Source organism: Olsenella massiliensis, assembly GCF_001457795.1.
GTDB lineage: Bacteria > Actinomycetota > Coriobacteriia > Coriobacteriales > Atopobiaceae > Olsenella_F > Olsenella_F massiliensis.
This window is the reverse complement of the sequence record NZ_LN898211.1, coordinates 182160-205077: the sequence shown is the minus strand read 5'-3', so window position 1 is coordinate 205077 and position 22918 is coordinate 182160. Positions and strand designations below refer to the sequence as shown.

Here is a 22918-nt window from a genome sequence, read left to right as displayed (position 1 = left end):
GTGGGCCAAAAGGTGTTGTAATAGAGGCAGCATGCGGCTCTTGCCCGCCCGCCGGGCGAAAGCCTCAGACTCGACGGACTCAAGACGCGAGTTCCAAGACGAAAGGAGCCACCATGGCCGAGAACGATGGACGTATGCATCTGGTGATCGTGCGCCACGGCGAGAGCGAGTGGAACCTCAAGAACCTCTTCACCGGCTGGACGGACGTGGACCTCACCGACACCGGTCGCACCGAGGCGGCGGCCGGCGGCAAGGCCCTGCGCGAGGGCGGCTTTGACTTTGACGTGTGCTACACGTCGCTGCTCAAGCGCGCCATCCACACCCTCAACATCGTCCTCGACGAGATGGACCGCGCCTGGCTGCCCGTGTACAAGACCTGGCGTCTGAACGAGCGCCACTACGGCGCCCTCCAGGGCCTCAACAAGGCCGACGCCGCCGCCGAGCACGGCGACGCGCAGGTCAAGATCTGGCGCCGCTCCTTTGACATCCAGCCGCCCGCGCTTAGCGCCGGCGACGAGCGCGATCCCCACACCCAGGCGATGTTCCGCGACGTCCCGCGGGAGGACCTTCCCTACACCGAGTGCCTCAAGGACACGATCGCGCGCGCCTGGCCGTACTTTGAGCAGGAGATCAAGCCTCAGCTCGAGGCCGGCAAGCGCGTCCTCATAGCCGCCCACGGCAACAGCCTGCGCGCGCTGGTGATGCAGTTTGAGCACCTCACGCCCGAGCAGATCCTTGAGGTCAACATTCCCACCGGCGTCCCCTGCTCCTACACCTTCGACAAGGACTGGAACGTCATCGACAAGCACTACATCGGCGACCCCGAGACCATCGCCAAGAAGATCGAGGCCGTGGCCAACCAGGGCAAGGCCAAGAAGTAACCTCGCCGAGCGCACGTAGGCCAAAGCGACAAGGAGGCCCCCGCCCATCGGGCGGAGGCCTCTCGCGTCATCTGACGGCACGCGGCGTGCCGCTCACGCCCCTACCCCGCGAGGCGCCCGGCCAGCTCGGTAAGCTCCTCCAGGTCGTCTGCCTCGGGCTCAAGGTGCACGATGCAGCTTCCCACCACGTTGACCCCGGCGTCCTCCGCGCTCGAGACCCAGCTTTCCATCCATTCGCCGCACCCCCAGTCATAGCTGCCGAACAGCGCGACGGGCCGCTGCCCCAGGCGGGGGACGCAGGCGTCCCAGACCTCCTCGAAGTCGGGGTCAAGCTCCTCGCTGCCCATGGCAGGGCAGCCGAACGCCAGGGCGTCGTAGGCTCCCACCATGTCGGCCGAAAAATCCGCCACGTCAAAGACGTCGGCGGACGCGGCCTCGGCGAGGGCCTTGGCCATGGCCTGCGTGTTGCCCGTCTGACTCCAGTACACGATTGCCACCTTGCTCATGCTTCCTCCTCAGAACGACGTGCTACCAGGTGCATGCTTGCGAGAGGCAAGCAGCGTTGCCAATGAGGCGCCTGCGGCGTAGCGGCGCTTGAGCTGCGCCTCACAGCGCTCCAGACGCTCAAAGAGCCGGCGGGCGGCGGCCTCGTCACCGTAGGCGCGCCAGGGGCCGCGGCAGGTCTCTTGACCGCCATGCAGATAGCCCTTGACGTCTTCCAGCGGATAGCCCAGGACCAGGCCCAGCTCATGAGGAAAGTCCGTGCGCTCGCGCCGGTAGTAGGCGGCGAGCCGCCTGGCCAGCGACCCCATGAGGCCTGCGGGGCTCTGCGTGGGGTGACGGTACGCCGCAAGCAGCCTGCGATTCTCGGGCCGCGTGAGCAGCTGGGCCACGGCACGCTCGCTGTAGGCCAGAAACATGACCCGGTCCCTAACTCGCTCCAGCGCAAGGAGGACCAGCCCGTAGCGCGCAAGCTCGCGCGCGTAGACGTCGATGACCTCGGCGAGCTCGCGGGAGGGCGAGGCCGCCGACGCGCTTCTCAGGGAGAACAGCGCCGCAGGCTTCTGCCCGCCTATGACGCCTGCGGCCGACCGGACGAAGGTGCGGGCAAAGGCGTGGCAGAGTGCGCTCTGAGAGGCGCTGCACCCGGCGATCGGCATCGGCGTGCAGCACACGGTCATGGCCTCGCGCCCGCTCATGTGACCTCCTCGACGTGACGCTCCCGTTTGGCGGGAGCCGTGGGGACAAGATGCGCCGCCAGCACGGGAGAGGGGGATGCTGGCGGCGCTTTGGGACCCGTGCGCGGCGGGGAGAGGGTCCGCCGCACCAGGTAGGGGAAAACGAGGTCGTAAAAGTTAACTAGCATTTACTTACAAGACCAATGTAAACCATGACTTACTTTTTGCAAGCCCCAACGCCCTGCAGGCGCCATCCCCTGCGTTTATCCATGAGTCCTCCACAACAAGGGGCGCCCATCAAGACGGCACGCACGCGCCGACCGACTCCAGGGTGGCGCAGGGGCAGGCACGTCTCGTCGTTACGTTCTTTGACGTCCGCGAGTACAGCTTCGCCTGGTTGCCTTGCGCTCCCGCCGCGCGGGTCCGTCCGGGCCCGCTACCACCCCAGGACGCGCTCCCGAGCCCCGTTTACGTCCAAGACGCCCTCGGCAAACCCCTTGCGCACCAACTTTGGGGGAAGATGCTCGTCATACTTGTCAAAGACGGGAAGCTCGCCGGGAAAGAGCAAACACGCAGGGTCGATAGTGGCCGAGAAGACCTCCTGCAGGGCCCCCACGAGCTCATCCTTTCCTGCGGCCATCCTAAACTGCAGGTAGTAGGGACGGCAGGCGTCCACGCCCTTGATGCCCAGGCTGGCCGGCATCCTGAGCTTGAGCAGGCGCTCCAGCGCCAGAAACGCGTAGGTTCCCAGCCAGGGGAAGAGGGCCCAGGTGTCACCGCCCAGGTTGACGAGGGGGTGCTCCGCCACGCCGCCCTCGCGTGCCTCAAGGCGGGCGGCGCCCAGGCGTGAGCGCGCGTTGTCGCGCAGGTAGGCATAGTCGCGCGGCTCCCTGAGCACCTCCCTCATGCGCTCGAGGACGTGCGTGTGAATGTCGCCGGGGCATTCGCCAAAGTAGGCGGGGACCTTACCCTTGACCTCCGTCACGTACACCAGGCGCTTTTTGTGGTCGACCTCCTCCACGATCCAGACCCTGCCGGCAAGGGCGAGCTTCTCGCCTGCCGGCGGCGGCTGCACGACGGTGCCCAGCTCCTGGGACTCCGAGCGCACGGCGTACTCCTCGCTCTCGACGAAGACGCCGTAGAAGCGAAAGTCGTTGACCACGCGCTCCCCGGCCAGCCCCACGATGAGCCCGCCGGTCTCGGTGCGCTCTATCTGGTCGGTGGAGACGAGATGGCGCAGCAGGACGCGATAGTCGTCAAGGCTGACCTTGGCAAACGGCGACAGCGAGAGGACCCGTGCCGCCAGGCTGGCGGGAGTCTGCTCGCCGTCTGCCGCCAGCGTCGCCATGGTCTGGTGATAGAGGAGGCTGTAGAAGCGCCGCCGCTCGCGGGGAGGCTCCACCCAGCGCTCTTCCAGATACAGCTGGACGAGGGCGATGCCCTGGAGCAGCTTCCATGGCAGGCGCTCGGGCAGGAGGCTGCGCGGCTCGCTTTGGTCCTCGCGCATGACAAACCACATCTCGGGCGGCTGGCCGCGCCGCCCCGTGCGCCCCATGCGTTGCAGAAAGGCCGAGACCGTGAACGGGGCGTCCATCTGGAAGGCCCGCTCCAGCCGCCCGATGTCAATGCCCAGCTCGAGCGTGGAGGTCGTGCAGGTGGTGAGGCTCAGGTCATCCGCTCGCATGAGCTCCTCGGCAGACTGGCGAAGGCTCGAGGAGAGGTTGCCGTGATGGATCAGAAAGCGGTCGGGCTCGCCGTTTGCCTCGCAGTATGAGCGCAGGGTGGACGTGACGGCCTCGCACTCCTCGCGCGAGTTGGCAAAGACAAGGCACTTTCTGCCGCGCGTGTGCTCAAAGACGTAGGCGAGGCCAGGGTCCGCCAGTGCGGGCGCAGGGGGACCGTCGACGTCGGGCGCAGGAGGCGCCGGCTCCCGCAAGATGGGCGCCTGACTGGCGGCCTGCGGGCCCGAGGTGTAGAAGTGCTCCATGGAAAGGCGCCAGGTCTGGCCCGCCTCGCGCACCTGGGGCACCACGGTGGGCCGCCCCGTGCCCGCCCCCAGGATTCGCGCCGTCGCCTCGGCGTCGCCGATGGTGGCCGAAAGCCCGACGCGACGCGGGCTCACCCGCGCAAGGCGCGAGAGGCGCTCCAGCAGGCAGAGCGTCTGCGCGCCGCGGTCGCCCCTCAGCAGGGAGTGAACCTCGTCTATCACCACAAAGCGCAGGTCGCCAAAGAGGCTGGGGATGGCGGCGTGACGACGGAGCAGCAGGGCCTCCAGGGACTCGGGCGTGATCTGCAGGATGCCCGAGGGGTGCTTCATGAGCCTGGCCTTGTGCGAGGACGAGACGTCGCCGTGCCAGTGCCACACGGGGACGCCGCCCTGCTCGCAGAGGTCCATAAGACGATAGAACTGGTCGTTTATCAGGGCCTTGAGCGGCCCCACGTACAGGCAGCCCACCGTGGGGGACGGTCTCTCCCAGAGCTGGGTCAGGATGGGAAAGAAGGCCGCCTCGGTCTTGCCGGAGGCCGTCGCGGAGGTGAGCAGCACGTTGGCGTCGGTGTTGAGGATGGCGTCGGCGGCGGCCACCTGAATCGCGCGCAGCGACTCCCAGTCGTGCTCGTACACGAACTCGCGGACGAACGGCGCGAGACGGTCAAAGATGCGAACGTCCGGCATGGCACGGGCCTTTCTGGTCAAGATGGGCGGCGACGGTCCCCGCTAGATGGTGAACTCGGCGTACCCTGCGGCGGCGTCCGGCCCGGCGGCGTCCCTCTCGTCCGGGCTCGCCAGCGTTCTGAGGACCCCCGACCCCAGGAGCCCCTCCACGGTCGCGTCGGCATCCTGGCACATGATGTCGAGCATCTCGATGAAGTCGCGAATGACCTCGCGCGGCGTCACGAGCGTCTCGGCCCCCACGCGCGAGAGCTCCAGCTCGAGGAACCGAGCCAGGTCGTCCTCGCCCAGGCGCCGCTCGTAGCCAAAGAGCCCCGCATGAATGTCCGCGAGCTTCTCCACCAGCACCAGCAGCTCCTCGGGCGCGAGCGGCGTCAGCCGTATGACCGGCGCCATGAGGTCCACCCTGCCCTCCCGGCCAAGGCGCCCCTGAGTCAGGCGGCTGCGCAGCGCCTCGTACGAGTAGAGGCCGCGCCGGCGGTCCTCCACGCACTGGGGCGTGCCGCTCATGATGACGCCCAGGTGCGACGCCCGCCCCTGCAGCGTGTCGTTGTACATGGTCAGGATCTTCTCGTAGTTGTACTGACGGCTGATAGCGTTGGGAATCTTGTACAGGTTGACCAGCTCGTCAACGAGCACCACCAGGCCCTCGTACCCCGCTTGGCGCAGGAAGCACGCAAGGAGCTTTATGTAGTCATACCAGTCGTCGTCGCCGATGGTCACGCTGACGCCCAGGTCGGCGCGGGCCTCGGCCTTGGTGCGGTACTCGCCGCGAAACCAGCGGACCACGTTGGCCTTGGTGTCGTCGTCCCCCGCGAGCTGGGCGTCAAAGTACGCCGCGAGGACCTTCGCGAAGTCAAAGCCGTGCACCATCTCGTGCAGCCGGTCCACCACCACGAAGATGCGCCTGCGCACCTCGTCGGCAAAGCGAGGGTCGTCGGGCAGCGTGCCCGCGGCCGCCACCTCAGACTGCACGCCCGAGATCCAGCGGTCGAGGATGAGCGTCAGCGCGCCGCCCTCGGGCCGCGTCCTGGTGGACAGGTTGCCGATGAGCTCGCGGTAGGTGGCCAGCCCCTGACCTCTGCCACCCTGAAGGCGGCGCTCGGGCGAGAGGTCCGCGTCTGCCACGACGAAGTTCTTGCCCATGGCATGGTTGCGAATGGTCTGGAGCAAGAAGCTCTTGCCGCTGCCGTAGCGCCCCACCACGAAGCGAAACGAGGCCCCGCCATCCGCCACGATGGCAAGGTCCCTGAGCAGGGCGTTGATCTCGGGCTCCCGCCCCACGGTGATGTAGGGCAGGCCGATGCGCGGCACGACGCCCCCCTTGAGGGAGTTGACGATCACCGTGGCTATGCGGCGAGGAACGCGGGGGTGCGCGGCTCCCGGCGCCGCGCACGTCGCCCCTGGCCCCGCGCCCCTGGTCGTCGCGCCCCCGGCGCCGAGCGTGACATCCTTGTCACCCCTCATGACAGCAGCTCCCTCACCTCATCGACGTAGTCTTCCACGAGCCTGGGCGCGTCGTCGTCAAAGGCGACGACGGTGTCGCCCACGACGTCCAGAAACGCCTCGTTTATCGTATCAAGTTCGAGCGACATCACGACGCCCTCCCGCGCCAGCTCGCAAAGGGCGTCATCGTCGGGCGGCTGCCGAAGCAGCGCGCCCACGATCCGGCGCTGCGTGGGCGAGAGGGCCACGGCGCCGCCTTCGGGGGCGGCCGGCCTCGACGTGGTACCGAGGGCAGCCGGGCCAAAGGCGGCCTCGCTGGCGACGGCCGGGCTCGGCTCGTTGCCGAGAGCGGACGGGGCGAAAGCGGTCGCGACGACCGGCCGTGAGGGGCCTTCCTCCCGCTCCTCGTCGGTCAGCAGCGCCTCCCTCGTCCGCCCCGCCGAGGCGCGAATCCGACCGAGCGCCCCGCGGTCGATCGTCACCCAAGCCGCACGGGCGGCGGTGCGACGGGAGAGGCAGGCGTCCATCTCGTCCTCGATGATCCTCTGCACGAACTTGGGCGTCGCCCTGGGCTTCAGGGCGGGAAGGTCGCCCGTCCTCTCGCGCAGGGCCACGTCGACGGCATGCAGGACCGCCCCCAGCTTGCGACTGGGGGCGTGCGCCTCGCAGGGCCGTCGCAGCGTCCAGCGCCCGTCTTGGCACGCGAAGACCTCCCCCGACGGCAGGCTCACGCGCGCGTCGGGATGACGCGCGGCCTCCCAGAACACGGCTGCTGAGAACATGAGGTACGGATGCGTGACGGGCGCGCCGAACAGCCCCTCGACGAGGTTGGTCCTGCGCCTCACGCGACAGTGGTCCACCAGGCGGGCGAACACGGCGGGCAGGACGTCCGCCAGGACGTCGCCATGGAGCCGCATGGCCCTGGACCTGAGGATGTGGTAGGTGGACGCGGCGTCCAGCGCCCGTACCAGGTCATTCCGCGAGGGCAGCGCCCGGTCGGGCGCGACGGCGTCCTGGGCACGCGCGACGTCGTCCCAGCCCACGGGTCGCCCGCCGCGCTCCTGCGCGAGCAGCGCCGACTGGGCGCGCGCCAGGACGCTCACGGACGAAAGAAGGCCTCGCCCCTCTCCCGTCACGCTTCCCGACGCCTCCGGGGTCAGGGCGGCGCGCACGTCCGCGGCGGACAGCTCGTGATAGACCGCATAGTCTCGCATCCAACGCGGCAGATACCGCCCGAGCGCCGCGCCCTCCGCCGCCTGGCCATAGCCTTCGAACAGCCGTCCGAGCTCGTGCAGCGTCGCTGCGCCCGGAGCCGCCCCCACGCCACAGATGAGCTCGTAGGCATGGATGAACACGAAGGTGAGGGGCGCCCGGGGAAGCTCGCCTGTGCGAAAGAGCGCCCTCCAGGTGAAGTAGCCGCGCAGCACCGCGTCCGGCAGGTCCTCGTACGTGGGATAGTAGCTCACGAAGCTGCCATGAAAGGGCAGGTCGTCCTCATAGGCCGCCATGAGGGCGGCCTGTCGGTAGAAGAGCGCGGCGCCCCCGTGGCAGCGCCCGTCCTGCCCCCGCCCGCGGGCGAGCGCGCGCATCCTGCGCAGGTCGTCAGGCAGATCGACCGACGGGGATGGGGACGCCTGCGCAAGCGAAGGCGCCAGCCACGACGGACGAGGCCTTTGGCCAAACGGCGCGGCGGCGCAGGCGTTAGCGACGCCCCCTCCGCGCGCCCGGGGCACGGGCGCCCCTCCCGCACCCCGGGCCGCGTCCCAAGACGCCCGCTCGCGGGAGGCCTTCAGCAACTGCCTGCCGGTACGCAGGATGGGCTCGTCCTGATAGGTCGGGCCCCTGAGCACCTCCGCCTGCGCCGGCCTGAGGTTGGCCATAAGCTGTTGGATCAACTCGTCGGCCCGTGGCACGAGAGAGTCCTCTCCCTATACGTACGCATGTTCTGGTCAAAGTATAGAGCATGCCGCGCCAGGGGGCGAGCCGCCGCGCGGATGGCCGCCGCGCGGATGGCCGTCTCACTCCTGCACCTTGAGCGCCTCCGAGAGAGGGACCCTTCGTATGTGCAGCATATGCAGGAGCACCACCAATGCGTACGCGACGAGCTCCATCCCCAGCGTGAGGGCGAGGACGGGCGGCGGCACCACAAAGGGCAGGTACCCGGGATAGTCCGCCAAGGCGCGGCGCATGAGACGCTCGGCCAGCCAGAGCGCGAGGGGCATCGTCAGGACGAGGGACGTCACGACCGCGATCGTGATGGAACGCAGGTAGAGCCTGCGAATCTCGGACTCGTGATAGCCAAAGACCTTCATGTAGCTGATGTAGCGGGCGGAGCGGTCGATGACCGTCTTGGTGAGCAGATAGATGAGCAGCAGGGACACGACGGCGGCCAGACCGGTGAGCATGCGCCCGATGTTTCCCATCGAGGTGACGATCTGATCGCCCGCCTTGCGCGCCTGCGCGGGCGTCAGCTCGCCCGCCACATAGCGCTCGTCAAGCGACAGGCTCTTGTCGGAGGCGTAGCCGTTGAACTCGTCCCTGTCCCGCTCAAACGCCTCCGCCCAGGTTGACTGGCTCATGTACACGTTCATGTCCGTGTCGCTTCCCGCGATCACGTCGGGCGCGAGCGTATAGGTCCTGTCGGCGTAGGGGTCCCTGAAGGTGTACTGCGAGCCAGGTCGTACGTCGCACTTGGACGCCAGGCCCCGCCCCATGACGATCTTTCCGCCGGACACGTCAAACCTCCAGTAGGAGGAGTTGACGCGAATGCCGTAGACGCTCACCTCCTCCTCGCCAGATGACCCCGCGCGCGGGACGCGCAGCGTCATCACCGAGAACTTCTCGGCCTCGCTGACGTCCTTTGGCGCGTTATGCCTGCTGTTGAGGGGATGGCCCGCCCGCACGCGCGGGTCGTCTGCGGTGAGGGAGGAGCGGCGCATGAGGTCAAGGTAGCGCTCGCGGGACAGCTCGCGGGCCGGGTCTTGAAGGTCCTGCAGCTCTTTGAGCGCCGCGGCGCCGTCCTGCTGCTCCTGGCTCACGTCTATCTCGAGCGGCGCCTTGAGCAGGTAGAGGTGGCCTGCGGGAATCGTCCTGGCCGCCTGCTCGCCCGAGTGCCTGATCGTGGGAAGCATCATGTTCCCAAAGACGAGCACGAAGCTCGAGAACAGGATGCCCCCAAAGAGCACCACAAAGTGAGAGAGGTTGCGCAGAAGGACGCGGGCGCGAAAACGGCTGACAAAGCCCCAGGCCCTGGGCAGCGGCAGGCCGCCGCGACGCGAGTTGTGACCCACCTCGCCGCGCAGAAAGGCCAGAGGCGTGGCGCCAAGCTTGCGCATGACCCCCGCGAACGTGATGACGAGGAGAATCGCCAGCGGCAAGACCGTCGTCGTCGCAAGCAGCTCGGGAAAGAAGAACGTCTGATACGGCGGAAGATCGTACGAGGTATAGTACAGCGTGGCATACGGCCTCGTCAGAACGACATAGCCCAACAGGTTGCCGGCCGCGGCGGCCATGACGCCCACGGCCATCGGCAGCGCAAGATAGTGGCGAACGAGCTCGCCCTTGCGATAGCCCGAGGCCAGAAGCGTCCCGATGACGGGCGCCTCCCCCTCGATGGTGGCGTCGGTGAGCACCGCGAAGGCAAAGCTCGCCACCACCAGCAGGATGACGCCCGCCGTCGCGTACATGGTCTGGTCGCCCACGAGGTCGTCGTCGGCATAGGTGAGCCCGGCGTTGTCCGTGCGGTCATGAAGTTCCGTCACGCGCGCGCCGTGGTCGGACAGGGCCTTGACCACGTCCCGCTCATGGTCGTCACGCTCCTTGAGCGAGAGGTCCCGCTCGTCGAAGATGCCGGCGTAGTGATAGGTGATCGACCCCTTGAGCCGATCGAACGCCTGAGGCGTCACCTGCGCGACCGTGAAGGTCAGGCCGTCAAAGATCAGGTCGGTGTTCTTGACCATGAGCGCCTGGTAGTCAGGGAGCGCGACGAGGCCGCAGATGGTGAGCTCGCGGCCGGAGACGCGGACCGTGTCGCCCACGCGCAAGCCGTTGTTGTCGCAGAAGGTGCGCGAGAGGGCTATCTGGTCGTCCGCGACGGGCGCCGAGCCATCGACGTAGCTGGCCGTGTCAACCTCGTCGCGATTCTTGAACAGGCGCACGGTGGCCGAGACGTCCTTCGTGGCGCCCTCCTGGCGCGCGGCGGCGTCCCTTCCGGTGGCGCTCAGCGCGACGTCCGAATAGAAGCTCCGGTAGATCCGGCTGCCTGGGCCCACGTCCTCGGCGGCGGCCAGGGCCTCGTCAGACGCCTCGAACTGCGTGCAAAGGGAGTAGTCCTCGAGCCGGCAGCTCGCCTTGTCGTTGGCGAGGACGCGCTCGATGGAGCGGGACGCCACCAGATACCCCGAGATGACGGCAATGGTGAGCGAGATGAGCAAAAAGAGCGCCGCATACTTGCCGGGGTTGTGCGCGAGCTCGCGGGGCAGGCGCTTGGCGAGAGGGGATACGGAGGCCATGGTCCGACTACCATTCAAGGTCGGCAGCAGGCACGAGCCGGTCGTTGCGCCGGTCGCTGGCGATCCTGCCGTCACGCAGGTGCAGGATGTGATGGGACATGAGACGTATGGCCTCGTTGTGCGTGACGATGACCATGGTGGTGCCGTAGTCCTGGTTGACCCTCTCCATGAGCTCGAGGATCTCCTTGGACGTCTTGTAGTCAAGGGCCCCGGTGGGCTCGTCGCACAGCAGGAGGCCCGGCTTCTTGACCAGGGCCCGTCCGATGGCGCAGCGCTGCTGCTGCCCTCCCGAGACCTGGTTGGGAAACTTGCCGCGGTGCTCCCAGAGCCCCAGCTTGCGCAGCAGCTCGTCAATGTCCAGGGGGTCGTCCGCTATGTGCGCGTTGACCTCTATGTTCTCACGCATCGTGAGGTCGGGGACCAGGTTGTAGAACTGAAAGACAAAGCCCAGCTCGCGACGACGATACTCAAGGAGCTCGCGACTGGACAGCCGACAGATGTCTTGCCCAGCGACGTCGATGCTCCCCGCGTCAGCGCGCTCCAGGCCCCCCAGCAGGTTGAGAAAGGTTGACTTGCCCGACCCGGAGGGACCAAAGAGCACGCAGACCTCCCCGCGCAAGACGTCCACGGCAATGCCGTCGAGCACCTGCGCATGGGCGTCTCCCTGCCCGTAGCCCTTGGAGAGCCCACGTACGCACAGAAAGCCCGCCGAGGGCCCTGCGGGGACGTCGCGCGACGTCCGCCCTTTGCTGACCTCACCTGTCATCTGCATCACCTGCCACCAAGACGCGACGCGCCCATGACGGGGCCGACGGCCATTGTGCGCCGCCCGAACATTTATTAGTCTAGGTTTACTTTATTGGGCGCAAGATGTAAAGCGTGGCTAACTATTATTTTTGCGTGCGGAAGAATCGACGCCCTTTCAAGAGGCTGGGCATGCATGCCGCGCACGTTTCTCCAAGGCCGCATATATGTGTAGACTAGGGTTGTCATCAATGGCTGCACAGCTTGGCAAGGAGATTGGTATGACCTGGAGCAATGGCGTAAGCGGATGCGGGACGCAGAACACGTGCGACGGGGGGCGCCGGCCCATGAGTCGTCGGTCCTTCCTTGGCCTCGTCGTGGCGGGAACGAGCCTTGCGCCCCTTACGCTTGCCGGGTGCGGCGGCGCGCAAGGCTCCGGCGCGGAGCCGCAGGGCGGCGCGGCGACGTCCTCGGACGTCTCGGGCCGACATCTGACCTTTGTGGGCGATGACGCCTTTGCGCCCTATCGCTACCTCAAGCTGCAGCAGGACGGCACCCAGAAGGTCGAGGGGCTCGACATCGCCGTGGCCGACGAGATGTCCAAGCGCCTGGGCTTCAGCTATGACTTCGAGGCGCAGGACTTCGCGGCGACCCTCGCCTCCGTGCAGTCCAGCGACAGCTCCTTCACCATGGCCATGTCCGCCAACGAGGAGCGCACGAAGACCTATGACTTCACCCGCGGCTACTACCAGCCGCGGGTGGGCGTCCTCGCCAACGGCGACGCCGTCACGAGCATTGACGCCCTCAAGGGCAAGAGCATCGCCTGCACCACGGGAACCGTGCAGAACAAGTTCGTGACCTCCGTCATGCCCGACGCCGACGTGCACACCTATGACGGGGGCGACCAGTGCCTGCAGGAGGTGCTGTCGGGCCGCATCGACGCCTACGTGTGCGACGGTGCCGAGGGCCAGGCGATGGTCAAGGCCAACCCGGGCCTGTCGCTCGGGCTCCTGGACCGCGCCGAGACCAAGGACTACGTGGGCGTCTATCGCGTCATGGCCCTCAAGGGCGCCTCGTTCGTCGAGGCGTTTGACGGCTGCATAGGCGACATGATCGCCGACGGCACGATCGACAGGCTCATCGAAACCTACGTGGGAGCCGACTTCACCTGGGGCGACGCGGCGCCGGACGAGATGGGGACATCGACCGTCGGCGGGTCCGGCAGCTCCAACTAGCCGCGCGGGCTCGCGACGACAGGCATGGACCTGACGATCCTACAGCCCTATGAGCCCCTGTTCGCGCGCGGGCTGCTCGTGACCCTTGAGGTGACGGGCCTCTCGCTCGCGCTCGCCTTTTTCCTGGGATTTTGCATCGCGGTGCTCAAGGTCCTGCCGTGCCGCCCCTTGCGCCTGGCGCTGGACCTCTACACCTCCGTCTTCAGGGGCGTCCCCCTCATCGTGCTGCTCTTCATTGCCTACTTTGCCACGCCGCAGCTCACGGGATGCAAGATAGGCATGGTCGAGGCGTCCGTCCTCACGCTGGGGCTCAACGGCTCGGCGACCGTATCCGAGACCGTGCGCGGCGGCATCGAGGGCGTGGACGCCGGTCAGTACGACGCCGCACGGGCCCTGGGCATGGGCTACGTGCCCATGATGATACGGATCATCATCCCCCAGGCGCTACGCTCCGTCGCCCCGGCCCTCGTGAACGAGGTCATCACCGTGCTCAAGGGCTCCTCGCTCGTTGCCACGATCGGCCTCATGGACATGATGCGCGCGGCCCAGAGCGTGCAGGCGCTCACCTACCGTGCGTTTGAGCCCTTTGTGGTGGTGGCGCTCGCGTACTACGTGATCGTGATGGCGCTCGTGGCCGCGAGCAGAGGGCTGGAGAGACGCCTTCAGGGGCCGCAGGACGGGGCCGCGCGGGCATGACGCAAGGGGCCGCAGGACGGGGCCGCGCGGGCATGACGCAAGGGGCCGCCGGGCGTTAGCCCCGGCGGCCCCTCCTCTGTTCAGGCTGCCCTCTGGTCAGGCTGCCTGCCAGCCCTAGGCCCCTCGCAGGGACCTCTGTCCGTCACTACTCGTTGTCGCCGCCCGTGGCCTTGGTGGCGCTCGTCACCTGACCGGCGTCGCTCGCGTCACGCCACTTCCAGTCGGTGAAGTCGGGGTGGTCATAGCCCTTGTCAACCGCAAACTGGAAGGCCTCCTGGCGGAACCGCTCCCAGGCGGCGATCTGGTCGGCCCAGCGCTCGGCGTCGAGGACGCGCAGGGCGTCGGCGGCCAGCGCCCAGCGGTCCATGTCGTTCAGGCGCAGCATGTCAAACGGCGTCGTCGTGGAGCCCTGCTCCTGATAGCCGTGGACGTGAAAGTTGTCGTGGTTGGGGCGCTCCCAGATGAGGCGGCGCACCGTGCCGGGATAGGCGTGGAAGGCAAACAGGACGGGCCTGTCGGCCGTGAAGAGCCTCGTGAAGGCCTCGTCCGACAGGGCCTCGTCGTTCTCGGACACGTTCTGGATCTTGAGCAGGTCCACGACGTTCACCAGGCGGACCTTGACGCCCAGGCCGTCCAGGAGGTCGAGCGCGGCCATGGTCTCCTGGGTGGGCACGTCGCCGCAGCAGGCCAGGACGATGTCGGGCTCCTCGCCTTCTGCGGTGTTGGACGCCCAGGACCACTCCGCCGCGCCCGCCGCGAGCTCGGCGCGGGCGTCGTCGAGCGACAGCCACGTGGGCGCGGGCTGCTTGCCCGCAAAGATGGCGTTGACGCAGTTGGTTGACTGGTAGGCGCGCTCGCCCACGGCAAGGAGGAGGTTGGCGTCGGCCGGGTAGTAGACGTTGACCACATGGTCGTTGTTAAAGCTCTTGTTGAGCAGGATGTCCACGAAGCCGGGGTCCTGGTGCGAGAAGCCGTTGTGGTCCTGGCGCCACACATGGCTGGAGAGCACCATGTTGAGGCCCGAGATGGGCTTGCGCCAGGGAATGTGGCGCACCGTGGCCTCGAGCCACTTGCAGTGCTGGTTGACCATGGAGTCCACGATGTGGACGAACGACTCGTAGCTCGACCAGAGGCCGTGGCGCCCGGTGAGGAGGTAGCCCTCGAGCAGGCCCTCGCACTGGTGCTCGGAGAGCTGCTCGATGACGTTGCCCACGGGCGAGATGTGCTCGTCGTTGGCGGGGTCGTCGTACACGCCGCCGCCAAACCACTGCTTGTCCGTGACCTGGTAGCTGGGCTGGAGGCGGTTGGACGCCGTCTCGTCGGGACCAAAGATGCGGAAGCTGTCACGGTTGGCGTTGATGAGCTCGGCCGTGTACTCGCCCAGGACCTTGGTCGCCTCCGTGGCGCCAAAGCCATGGCCCTTCTCGGCCACGGGCACCTCGTACGCGCGGACGTCCGGAAGCTTGAGCTCGCCGCGGATGACGCCGCCGTTGGCGTTGGGGTTGGCGCCCAGGCGCAGCTCGCCCGCGGGCATGTAGGCACGGACCTCGGGACGGATGGCGCCCGCCTCGTCAAACAGCTCGTCGGGGCGATAGCTCTCCATCCAGCCCCGCAGGATCTCAAAGTGCGCCTGGGTGTCGCGCGCGGAGGCAAGGGGCACCTGATGGGCGCGCCAGCTGCCCTCGGTCTTCTTGCCGTCGATCTCCTTTGGGCAGGTCCAGCCCTTGGGCGTGCGGAAGATGATCATCGGGTAGAACGGGCGGCTCGCGTCGCCGGCGGCGGCGCGGCGCTTGATGGCGCAGATCTCGTCGAACACAGCCTCGAGGAGCGCCGCGAAGCGAGCGTGGATGGAGGGGAAGTCCTCCTCGTCAAAGCCCGCCACGAAGTTGTAGGGATGGTAGCCCATGCCGCGGAAGAACTCGTCGCGCTCGCCGTCCGAGATGCGCGCAAGGATCGTGGGGTTGGCGATCTTGTAGCCGTTGAGGTGCAGGATGGGCAGGACGATGCCGTCCGTGAGCGGATCCATGAACTTGTTGGTCTGCCAGGACGTGGCCAAAGGGCCGGTCTCGGCCTCGCCGTCGCCCACCACGGCGACCGCCAGGAGGCTGGGGTTGTCGAGCACGGCGCCATAGGCGTGGGAAAGAACGTATCCCAGCTCCCCGCCCTCATGGATGGAGCCGGGGGTCTCGGGCGCGTAATGGCTGGGAATCCCGCCGGGGTACGAGAAGCGCCGGAAGAACTTCTGAAGGCCGGCCTCGTCATCGGTGATGAGGGGGTAGGTCTCGGCATAGGTGCCGTCGAGCAGGCTCTGGGCGGTGCCGGCAGGCCCGCCGTGGCCGGGGCCCATGAGGAAGACCGTGTTCTGGCCGTGGTCATGGATCAGACGGTTGACGTGACCAAAGAGGAAGTTGACGCCGGGGGTGGTGCCCCAGTGGCCCACGAGGCGGTGCTTGACGTCCTCGCGGGAGAAGTCGCCGCGCATCAGAGGATTGTCCCTGAGGTAGATCTGACCCACGGACAGGTAGTTGGCGGCGCGCCAATAGCGATCGACCCAACTGAGCTCGTCCGCGTCGACCGGATCGTTGAGCTTGTGCCAGGGGGTCCCAAGAACGGGTTGTGTCATGCGTGTCTCCTTTGTTCTCAGCCCGCGGCGGCGCCGCGTGCGTGATGGTGGCCTGCGTATGCGGTGGTCCTGCATGTCGTGACGGCGTGGTGCGTGCGACGTCCGTTTTGCGTTTCGCGTGGCGCCCGTTTCGCGCTTCGTGTGGCGCGCTGCCCGGTCACGTGCTTGCCGCCGATCCGCTTGCGTCGCCTCGCTTGTCACCTTGCGCCGTCTCGTTCGTCACCAGTATAATGAGTAAAACGTTTTACTTACGTAAAAGATGAACCTCGCGCGTAATGAGTGAGTAAGGGGGGTCACCCAACACATGCGTCCTGTGCCCCTTCGCCGGCTCGCGCCTCCCTCAGTGTCTCAGGCGGCCAGCTCGCCGCAGAAAGGCGCCGACGGCGCAGGACGGCGCGGATGCCGTCGCGTCATCGTTACGTGCGCAGGCTCACCCAAGGAGGCGATGGCGCCATGGCAAAGGTGACCCTCAAGGACATCGCGCGCGAGGTCGGGCTATCCACCACCGCCGTCTCGCTCGTGCTCAACGGGCGTCCCAACAGCCTTTCCGAAACGAGCCGCAACCGCATCAAGGAGGCGGCGCGCCGCAAGCGCTACGTGCCCAACCAGATCGCCCGCAGCCTGGTGACGCAGCGCACGGACACCCTGGGGCTCATCGTCCCCAACATCCAGAGCCGGTTCTTCTCGTCGCTTGCCAGCAGCCTCGAGAGGCGCTGCCGCGAGCATGGGTATGCCCTCTTCATCACCAACTCGGAAAGCTCCGCGAGCGACTCCGAGCTCGTGAGGCTGCTCGTCAACCGACGGGTGGACGGCATATTCATCGTGGTGTCCGATGAGCTCTCGCCCGACGACGACCTCGTGTCATCCCTCTCGCAGCTGCCCATACCCTACGTGATGGTTGACCGCGTGGTCGAGGGCGTCTTGGGAGACCGGGTGCGCTTCAACAACGAGGCCGGTGGCCATCGGGCGACGGCCTACCTGCTTGACCAGGGGCATCGTCGCATCGCCTGTCTGGTCAACAAGCGATCCAACACGGGCCTCGAGCGGCTTGAGGGCTACGAGCGCGCCCTTCGCGAACGGGGCGTGGAGCCCGACCTTACCCTGGAGCTCCAGACCGACTACTACATAGACGACGCGTTTCGCGCCGCGCGAAGGCTGGTGGGAAGCGACGTGACGGCCGTGTTTGCCAGCTCGGACAACATAGCCCTGGGACTGCTCAAGCGCCTGTATGCCTGCGGCCTGCGCGTGCCGCACGACTGCTCCGTCGTGAGCTACGACAACTCGGCGGCCGACGCCCTCTTTGAGCCCGCGCTCACGTCCATCGAGCAGAACGTGGCCGAGCTCTCCGACGAGGCCTTTGCCGTCATGCTGGGACGGCTCAAGGAGGACGGCGGCCCCGCGTGCGCCATCGAGCGCATCCTTGAGCCTCGACTTGTGGAAAAGTCATCGGTCGCCCCGCCGCGCAGGTGCTGACGACGGTCAGGACACCGCCCTACCCCAGCCGCTTGACGCTCTGACGCTCGATGAGCGTCGTGCCTATGTGCAGCACGTGCGAGTACGCGCTGGGTTTGCTGGCCGCGTCGAGGAGGCGCTGCACCGCCATCGCCCCCATCTCCTGGTTGGGAACGTGCATCGTCGTCAGGGGCGGGATGGCGGTGGTGGCAAACGAGAGGTCGTCAAAGCCGACGAGCGACACGTCGTCGGGTATGGCGATGCCATGCTCGGCAAACGCGCGCATGCAGCCAAACGCCATGATGTCGTTTTCGGCGAAGAAGGCCGTGGGCAGCTTGGGGTTGGTCCTGAGCCAGGCGCGCATGCCCTCGTACGAGGTGCTCACCTTGGTGCCCACCTCCACGCGAAACTCCGGCCGAATGGGCAAGCCCGCCTCACGCATGGCCCGCCGCCATCCCCGTTCGCGCAGAGGAAAGTTCCGGATGCGATATGAGCCGGCGATGTAGCCGATCTCGCGATGCCCGTTGTCGATGAGGTGACGGATGGCCCGGTACGAGGAGGTCTCGTTTGACATCACGATGGAGTCAAAGGGAATCCGGTCGCTCGTCCCGTCCACGACCACCAGCGGTGACGTGGGGTTCTTGAAGAGGTCGTAGTCCTCCTCGCGCATCTCGGTGCCCAAGAGGATGACGCCCGTGGTGATGTCGCCGATGATGTCGGCCACCTGGGCGGCGGCGGCGACGCGGTCGGAGAGCTCCAACGTGGTGATGGACGCCTGGAGGCATTCCGCCTGCGCCTTGGCGGCGATGCCGTTGATGACGCCCGTGTGGAAGGTGCCCTCGTCCAAGACGTCGCCCGTCTTGCGGGCCATGACGAAGTTGATGCTGCTGATGTGGTCGTGCCTGCCTAGGCCCAGCTCGCGCGCCGTGCGAAAGATCGTCGCCGCAGTCGCGGCGTTGACGCCGCGCTTGTGATTGAGGGCGTTGGACACGGTCGCGGGAGAGAAGCCCGTTTGCCGGCTGATCTCTCTGACCCCGACGTTCCTCATCACGTTTCCTTCCCACGCCCGTATGAACAGCATACCTAACCATCTGGCGGCGCGTCGTGACAAACCGGACGCCGCTCCCATGGCGCGCACGGGGCGCCACCGCGGCCGCACGGCGCCCGTCGCCGTTCGGAACCGCAGGTCTCCCAGGGACGCCCTAGCCCTGGCGACCCTCAAGCGTCAGCTCCGCCCGGTTGGCCGCCTTGAAGCGGGCGAGGTAGGACCTGAAGCCCTCGACGTCGGCGGCGTCCGGCTCGACGGTGCTGGACCCCACGCCGGAGAAGACGCGTCGCGAGAGGAACTCGGCAAGCGTCTCGCGCTCCCCGCGGTTGAGCATGTAGGAGGCGGCCACCGCCTGGCCCCAGGCGCCGCCCTCCCCCGCCGTGTCCATGACGGTGACGGGGGCCTCGAGCGCGGCGGCGAGGATGCCCTGGGCAACGCCCGGGGTCTTGAAGATGCCGCCGTGAGCGTAGAGCTTGTCGATCCTGACGCCCTCCGCCCTCAGCGCCTCGTTGCCCGCCGCCAGGGCCCCAAAGGCCGACATGACGTTCATGCGCATGAAGTTTGCCAGCGAGAGTCGCGCGGCCTGCTCGCGCACCAGCAGGGGACGGCCCGTCTGGACGCCCATGACCGTCTCGCCCGAGACGAAGGGCAGCGACACGAGCCCCCCGGCGTCCTTGTCACCCGCGAGGGCGACGCCAAACAGGCGGGAGAAGGCCTCGGGCGCGTCCACGGGCACACCCATGAGCTCGGCAAACTCCATGAGCAGGCCGACCCAGGCGTTGATGTCCGAGGTGCAGTTGTTGCAGTGGACCATGGCCACCGCGTCGCCGACCGGCGTGGTCACGAGGTCGACGAGGGGCGACGTGGCATCTCTGAGAGGACGCTCCAGCACCACCATCGAGAAGACCGAGGTCCCGGCGCTCACGTTGCCGGTGCGCGGGGCCACCGAGTTCGTGGCGATCATGCCCGTGCCGGCGTCGCCCTCGGGCGGGCAGAGCGGGCACCCCGGCTCAAGGTCGCCCGCGGGGTCAAGGAGGCGCGCGCCCTCGGGCGTGAGATGGCCGGCGCACTCGCCCGCGACCTTGACGCGGGGCAGGAGGTCCTCGACCCTGAGGGACACGCCCCTCTCGGCCAGGCGGGCATCCACGAGGTCGAGCATGGCGCGGTCATAGTCGCGCGTCGTGGAGTCGATGGGGAACATGCCCGAGGCGTCACCCACCGAGAGGCAGCTCTCGCCCGTGAGCAGCCGGTGGGCGTAGCCGGCGAGCGTCGTGAACGAGGCGATGCGCGCAACGTGCTCCTCGCCGTCGAGGACGGCCTGATACAGGTGAGAGATGCTCCAGCGCTCGGGAACGTGAAAGCGCAGCAGCTCGGTGAGCTCGCGGGCGGCCGCGGTCGTGGTCGTGTTGCGCCAGGTGCGAAACGGCACCAGCAGCCTGCCCTCGACGTCAAAGGGCAGGTAGCCGTGCATCATGGCAGAGACGCCCAGGGCGCCCAGCCTGCGCAGGGTGACGCCGTAGCGCGCCTTGACGTCATCCTTCAGCGCCGCGTAGGCGGCCTGGATGCCCGCGACGAGCTGCTCCTGGGGATAGGTCCAGTAGCCTCCCTCAAAGCTGTTCTCCCAGTCGAAGGTGCCGACGGCGATGGGCCTGTCGTCGGCGTCGTCGAGAACGGCCTTGATGCGCGTCGACCCGTACTCAATGCCCAGGGTCGTGGTGCCCCCCTCAATGTCGCGGACCGCGTCCGGGCGTGCCTTCTCAACCGTTCTCATTGCCGTCTCCAAGCTCTCGTCATGAACAGGGATGCCGGCCGCCCCGGCGGACGTGCGGGGCGGCCGGTCGCCCAGGCCGCGCGACGGCCTAGCGGTAGTACACCTCACCGAGCTTGAGCGCCTGCTGGAAGTCGCGAAGTCTGGTGTCGGCGTCGATGACCACCGACTCGATGCCCATGGCGTCGGCCCAATCGACCATCTGGTCGGCCGTGAGGTCAAACGACATGGCCGTGTGGTGCGCTCCACCGGCATAGATCCAGGCGGTGGTCCCCAGCTTGAGGTTGGGGCGCGGGGTCCAGAAGAGGGTGCCAGTGGGCAGCAGCGGCATGGGCTTCTCGACCTTCTTGCAGTCCACGTCCTGGATTATCAGGCGGAAGCGGTTGCCCAGGTCGATGAGGGAGGTGGCGATGGCGGGACCCGTCTTGCCCGTGAAGATAAGACGCGCGGGGTCCTCGCGCTCGCCCATGGAGAGCGGTGTGGCGCGCATGGCGATGCGGCCGTCGGCCACGGAGGGGTCGACCTCGGCCATGTGGCTTTCGAGGATGCCCTCCTTGCCCGGCACGAGGTTGTAGGTGTAGTCCTCCATCATGGCGGAGCCCCGTGCGCCCTTCATACCGGCGGTCATGACCTTCATCAGGCGCACCATGGCGGGCGTCTTCCAGTCTCCCTCGGGGCCAAAGCCGTAGCCCTTCTGCATGAGGCGCTGGACGGCAAGGCTCGGGAGCTGCCTGAGGCCACCCAGGTCGCCAAAGTGGTCCGAGAAGGCATTGTAGCCGTGCTCGTCCAGGAAGCGCTCGATGCCGATCTCCTGCGCCGCCTGGACCTCGACATGACGACGGAACTCCTCAGGGTCGCGCCCGTCCAGAATGACCTCGTACGTGTCGTAGTATTCGTCGGTAAGCGCCTTGACGTCGGCGGCGGCGACGCCCTCCACGTAGGGGGCGAGCTCGTTGACGGGCCAGGCGTCGACGACCCAGCCGAACTTGATCTGCGCCTCGACCTTGTCTCCGTCGGTGACGGCGACGTTGCGCATGGTGTCGGCAAAGCGAGCCACGCGGATGTTCGCGCTCTCCACGACGCCAACGGCCACGCGCTGCCAGGCACCCAGCTCGGCACGGACCTCCTCGTCCTTCCAGTGGCCAAACACCACCTTATGCGTCCAGCGCATGCGCGCGAAGATGTGCCCCAGCTCGCGCTCGCCGTGGGCCGCCTGGTTCTCGTTCATGAAGTCCATGTCGATGGCGTCGTACGGAATCTCCTCGTTGTACTGCGTCGCAAACTGGCAGAGGGGCTTCTCGAGCCGCCGCAGACCGTGAATGTAGGACTTTGAGGGCGAGAAGGTGTGCGCCCAGGTGATGATGCCGGCGCAGTCGGGGTCGGCGTCGGCGGCGGCGAAGGTGGCCGTGATGACGTCGTCGGTGAGCAGGTTGGGCTTGAGGACGACCTCGTAAGGGATGGCCTCGGACGCGTTGAGGGCCGCCACGACCTCGGCGGCATGGGCAGACACGTGGGCGAGCACCTCGTCGCCGTACAGGTCCTGGGTGCAGGGGCAGAACCAGAACTGATACTTCCTGACCTTGAGCATGAGTGAGTCCTTTCTCGCAAACGTGGGTGACGGGCAGGCGGGGGCCGCCAAGACGGCGAGCCGGCGCCGGCGGCAGGTGAGGCTACTTGATGACCTGCCCAAGGCTGCGGTCGGAGAAGAGCGCGACCATGGCGACAAAGACGACGCCAAGGATGAGCTGCTGAATCTCGGTTGCGAAGCCCATCATGACGAGGCCCTTCTGGAGCACGAGATACGACAGGACGCCGATGACGACGTTGGAGAAGCGCGCCCGCGCGCCGCCGTTGATGGGCATGCCGCCGAGGACCATGGCGATGAGCAGCTGGGTCTCGAGCATGTTGCCGGCGGTCGAGGTCACGGAGCCGACCTTGATGGCGTTGACAAACGCGGCGAAGCCCGTGATGCAGCCGGCGACGACGTAGATGATGACCTTGGTCCTCTGGACCCTGATGCCGGCAAAGCGGGCGGCCTTCTCGTTGGCGCCGATGGCCTTGAGGTTGTGGCCCAGGGCCGTGAAGCGCGTCACGAGGTAGGTGATGACGAGAATGGTGACGGTCATGCCCATGAGCAGCGGCATGTTGTTGAACGTCGTGACATAGGACGCCGCGTAGACGGGGCTCTCGGTGGTGATGAAGGCGCAGATGCCTCGAAGCAGGAACATCATGCACAGCGTGACCACGAAGGAGAGTATCTGTCGGCGCACGTGAAAGTAGGCGTTGACGGCGCCGACGAGCGCGCCGGTCGCGACGCTGCCGAGGATGGCGAGCACGAGGTTCACCTGGGACAGCGCGCAGAAGACCGCGCAGGCGACGCCCAGCATGGAGCCCTGCGAGAAGTCAAGGCATCCCATGGTCATGATGAGCCACACGCCGCAGGCGGCGATCATGAGCATGTAGCCGCCCGAGAGGATCAGCGTGATGTTCTTGGGCGTAAGGATGGACCCGTGGGTCGCCACGGCAAAGAAGCCGAGGATGACCACGAAGCCGATGAGCGGGAGAAAGCTGCGAAGCCGCGACATGAGGGCCTCTTTTCTCTCCTTTGTGCCCTGGGCGCCCGCCTCGAGCGCCGTGTCGTTTGAAGTCGTCATCAAGGGTCCCT

Annotated in this window: 16 protein-coding genes; 4 read left to right on the top strand and 12 right to left on the bottom strand. The window is 67.3% G+C overall.

All coding sequences use genetic code 11. The annotated features are described in order from the left end of the window. The first annotated feature begins 113 nt into the window (after positions 1-113). Positions 114-881, top strand: a complete 768-nt coding sequence (gpmA, locus tag BN3001_RS04955) for a 2,3-diphosphoglycerate-dependent phosphoglycerate mutase (protein ID WP_058270705.1) — start codon at positions 114-116, stop codon at positions 879-881. A 101-nt stretch (positions 882-982) separates the two neighbouring features. Here gpmA and BN3001_RS04950 read toward each other — a convergent pair whose 3' ends face one another. From BN3001_RS04950 to BN3001_RS04920, 7 genes are all read right to left on the bottom strand, one after another. Beyond that, the gene (locus BN3001_RS04950; protein WP_058270704.1) at positions 983-1387 is read right to left on the bottom strand and encodes a flavodoxin domain-containing protein; all 405 of its coding nucleotides are present in this window, start codon (positions 1385-1387) and stop codon (positions 983-985) included. A 9-nt stretch (positions 1388-1396) separates the two neighbouring features. Continuing rightward, entirely contained in the window at positions 1397-2080 is a 684-nt protein-coding gene (locus BN3001_RS04945) for a DUF3793 family protein (protein WP_058270703.1), read from the bottom strand. Positions 2081-2495: 415 nt separating this feature from the next. After that, a complete protein-coding gene (locus tag BN3001_RS04940; protein ID WP_058270702.1) occupies positions 2496-4733 on the bottom strand; it encodes a DEAD/DEAH box helicase in 2238 nt (745 codons plus the stop codon). A 42-nt stretch (positions 4734-4775) separates the two neighbouring features. Beyond that, positions 4776-6197 (bottom strand): ATP-binding protein, encoded by a 1422-nt coding sequence (locus tag BN3001_RS04935; RefSeq protein WP_082629997.1) that lies wholly within the window; start codon positions 6195-6197, stop codon positions 4776-4778. Beyond that, positions 6194-8089, bottom strand: coding sequence for a TerB N-terminal domain-containing protein (locus BN3001_RS04930; protein WP_148362950.1), 1896 nt, complete (start codon positions 8087-8089; stop codon positions 6194-6196). The genes BN3001_RS04935 and BN3001_RS04930 overlap by 4 nt, the downstream gene beginning before the upstream one ends. A gap of 105 nt (positions 8090-8194) precedes the next feature. Then, complete coding sequence (locus BN3001_RS04925; RefSeq protein WP_058270700.1) at positions 8195-10687, bottom strand: ABC transporter permease; 2493 nt, start codon at positions 10685-10687, stop codon at positions 8195-8197. Between the two features lie 7 nt (positions 10688-10694). Next, a complete protein-coding gene (locus BN3001_RS04920) occupies positions 10695-11453 on the bottom strand; it encodes an ABC transporter ATP-binding protein (RefSeq protein WP_082629996.1) in 759 nt (252 codons plus the stop codon). A gap of 259 nt (positions 11454-11712) precedes the next feature. Here BN3001_RS04920 and BN3001_RS04915 point away from each other — a divergent pair, with 259 nt between their 5' ends. Beyond that, positions 11713-12666: a substrate-binding periplasmic protein gene (locus BN3001_RS04915; RefSeq protein ID WP_058270699.1), complete on the top strand. Its 954-nt coding sequence runs from the start codon at positions 11713-11715 to the stop codon at positions 12664-12666. 24 nt (positions 12667-12690) lie between these two features. After that, on the top strand, positions 12691-13362 hold the full coding sequence (locus tag BN3001_RS04910; RefSeq protein WP_058270698.1) for an amino acid ABC transporter permease: 672 nt from the start codon (positions 12691-12693) through the stop codon (positions 13360-13362). Between the two features lie 145 nt (positions 13363-13507). Here the strand turns inward: BN3001_RS04910 and BN3001_RS04905 are convergent, their stop codons facing one another. Next, on the bottom strand, positions 13508-15985 hold the full coding sequence (locus tag BN3001_RS04905) for a phosphoketolase (RefSeq protein ID WP_058270697.1): 2478 nt from the start codon (positions 15983-15985) through the stop codon (positions 13508-13510). A 453-nt stretch (positions 15986-16438) separates the two neighbouring features. On the opposite strand from BN3001_RS04905, the gene BN3001_RS04900 reads away from it, so the two are divergent. Beyond that, complete coding sequence (locus tag BN3001_RS04900) at positions 16439-17458, top strand: LacI family DNA-binding transcriptional regulator (protein ID WP_058270696.1); 1020 nt, start codon at positions 16439-16441, stop codon at positions 17456-17458. Positions 17459-17477: 19 nt separating this feature from the next. Here BN3001_RS04900 and BN3001_RS04895 read toward each other — a convergent pair whose 3' ends face one another. The 4 genes from BN3001_RS04895 to BN3001_RS04880 form a co-directional block, all read right to left on the bottom strand. Next, positions 17478-18485: a LacI family DNA-binding transcriptional regulator gene (locus BN3001_RS04895; RefSeq protein ID WP_058270695.1), complete on the bottom strand. Its 1008-nt coding sequence runs from the start codon at positions 18483-18485 to the stop codon at positions 17478-17480. A 154-nt stretch (positions 18486-18639) separates the two neighbouring features. Further along, positions 18640-20256, bottom strand: coding sequence for a xylulokinase (locus BN3001_RS04890; RefSeq protein ID WP_058270694.1), 1617 nt, complete (start codon positions 20254-20256; stop codon positions 18640-18642). A gap of 88 nt (positions 20257-20344) precedes the next feature. Further along, positions 20345-21841, bottom strand: a complete 1497-nt coding sequence (gene araA / locus BN3001_RS04885; RefSeq protein WP_058270693.1) for an L-arabinose isomerase — start codon at positions 21839-21841, stop codon at positions 20345-20347. Positions 21842-21923: 82 nt separating this feature from the next. Beyond that, the gene (locus tag BN3001_RS04880) at positions 21924-22907 is read right to left on the bottom strand and encodes an ABC transporter permease (RefSeq protein WP_058270692.1); all 984 of its coding nucleotides are present in this window, start codon (positions 22905-22907) and stop codon (positions 21924-21926) included. Between the last annotated feature and the right edge of the window lie 11 nt (positions 22908-22918).

Excerpts from the sequence above, each read along its gene's own strand:
- gpmA (WP_058270705.1), top strand. The coding sequence starts at position 114 with ATGGCCGAGAACGATGGACGTATGCATCTGGTGATCGTGCGCCACGGC.
- BN3001_RS04950 (WP_058270704.1), bottom strand. The coding sequence starts at position 1,387 with ATGAGCAAGGTGGCAATCGTGTACTGGAGTCAGACGGGCAACACGCAG.
- BN3001_RS04945 (WP_058270703.1), bottom strand. The coding sequence starts at position 2,080 with ATGAGCGGGCGCGAGGCCATGACCGTGTGCTGCACGCCGATGCCGATC.
- BN3001_RS04940 (WP_058270702.1), bottom strand. The coding sequence starts at position 4,733 with ATGCCGGACGTTCGCATCTTTGACCGTCTCGCGCCGTTCGTCCGCGAG.
- BN3001_RS04935 (WP_082629997.1), bottom strand. The coding sequence starts at position 6,197 with ATGAGGGGTGACAAGGATGTCACGCTCGGCGCCGGGGGCGCGACGACC.
- BN3001_RS04925 (WP_058270700.1), bottom strand. The coding sequence starts at position 10,687 with ATGGCCTCCGTATCCCCTCTCGCCAAGCGCCTGCCCCGCGAGCTCGCG.
- BN3001_RS04920 (WP_082629996.1), bottom strand. The coding sequence starts at position 11,453 with ATGACAGGTGAGGTCAGCAAAGGGCGGACGTCGCGCGACGTCCCCGCA.
- BN3001_RS04915 (WP_058270699.1), top strand. The coding sequence starts at position 11,713 with ATGACCTGGAGCAATGGCGTAAGCGGATGCGGGACGCAGAACACGTGC.
- BN3001_RS04910 (WP_058270698.1), top strand. The coding sequence starts at position 12,691 with ATGGACCTGACGATCCTACAGCCCTATGAGCCCCTGTTCGCGCGCGGG.
- BN3001_RS04905 (WP_058270697.1), bottom strand. The coding sequence starts at position 15,985 with ATGACACAACCCGTTCTTGGGACCCCCTGGCACAAGCTCAACGATCCG.
- BN3001_RS04900 (WP_058270696.1), top strand. The coding sequence starts at position 16,439 with ATGGCAAAGGTGACCCTCAAGGACATCGCGCGCGAGGTCGGGCTATCC.
- BN3001_RS04895 (WP_058270695.1), bottom strand. The coding sequence starts at position 18,485 with ATGAGGAACGTCGGGGTCAGAGAGATCAGCCGGCAAACGGGCTTCTCT.
- BN3001_RS04890 (WP_058270694.1), bottom strand. The coding sequence starts at position 20,256 with ATGAGAACGGTTGAGAAGGCACGCCCGGACGCGGTCCGCGACATTGAG.
- araA (WP_058270693.1), bottom strand. The coding sequence starts at position 21,841 with ATGCTCAAGGTCAGGAAGTATCAGTTCTGGTTCTGCCCCTGCACCCAG.
- BN3001_RS04880 (WP_058270692.1), bottom strand. The coding sequence starts at position 22,907 with ATGACGACTTCAAACGACACGGCGCTCGAGGCGGGCGCCCAGGGCACA.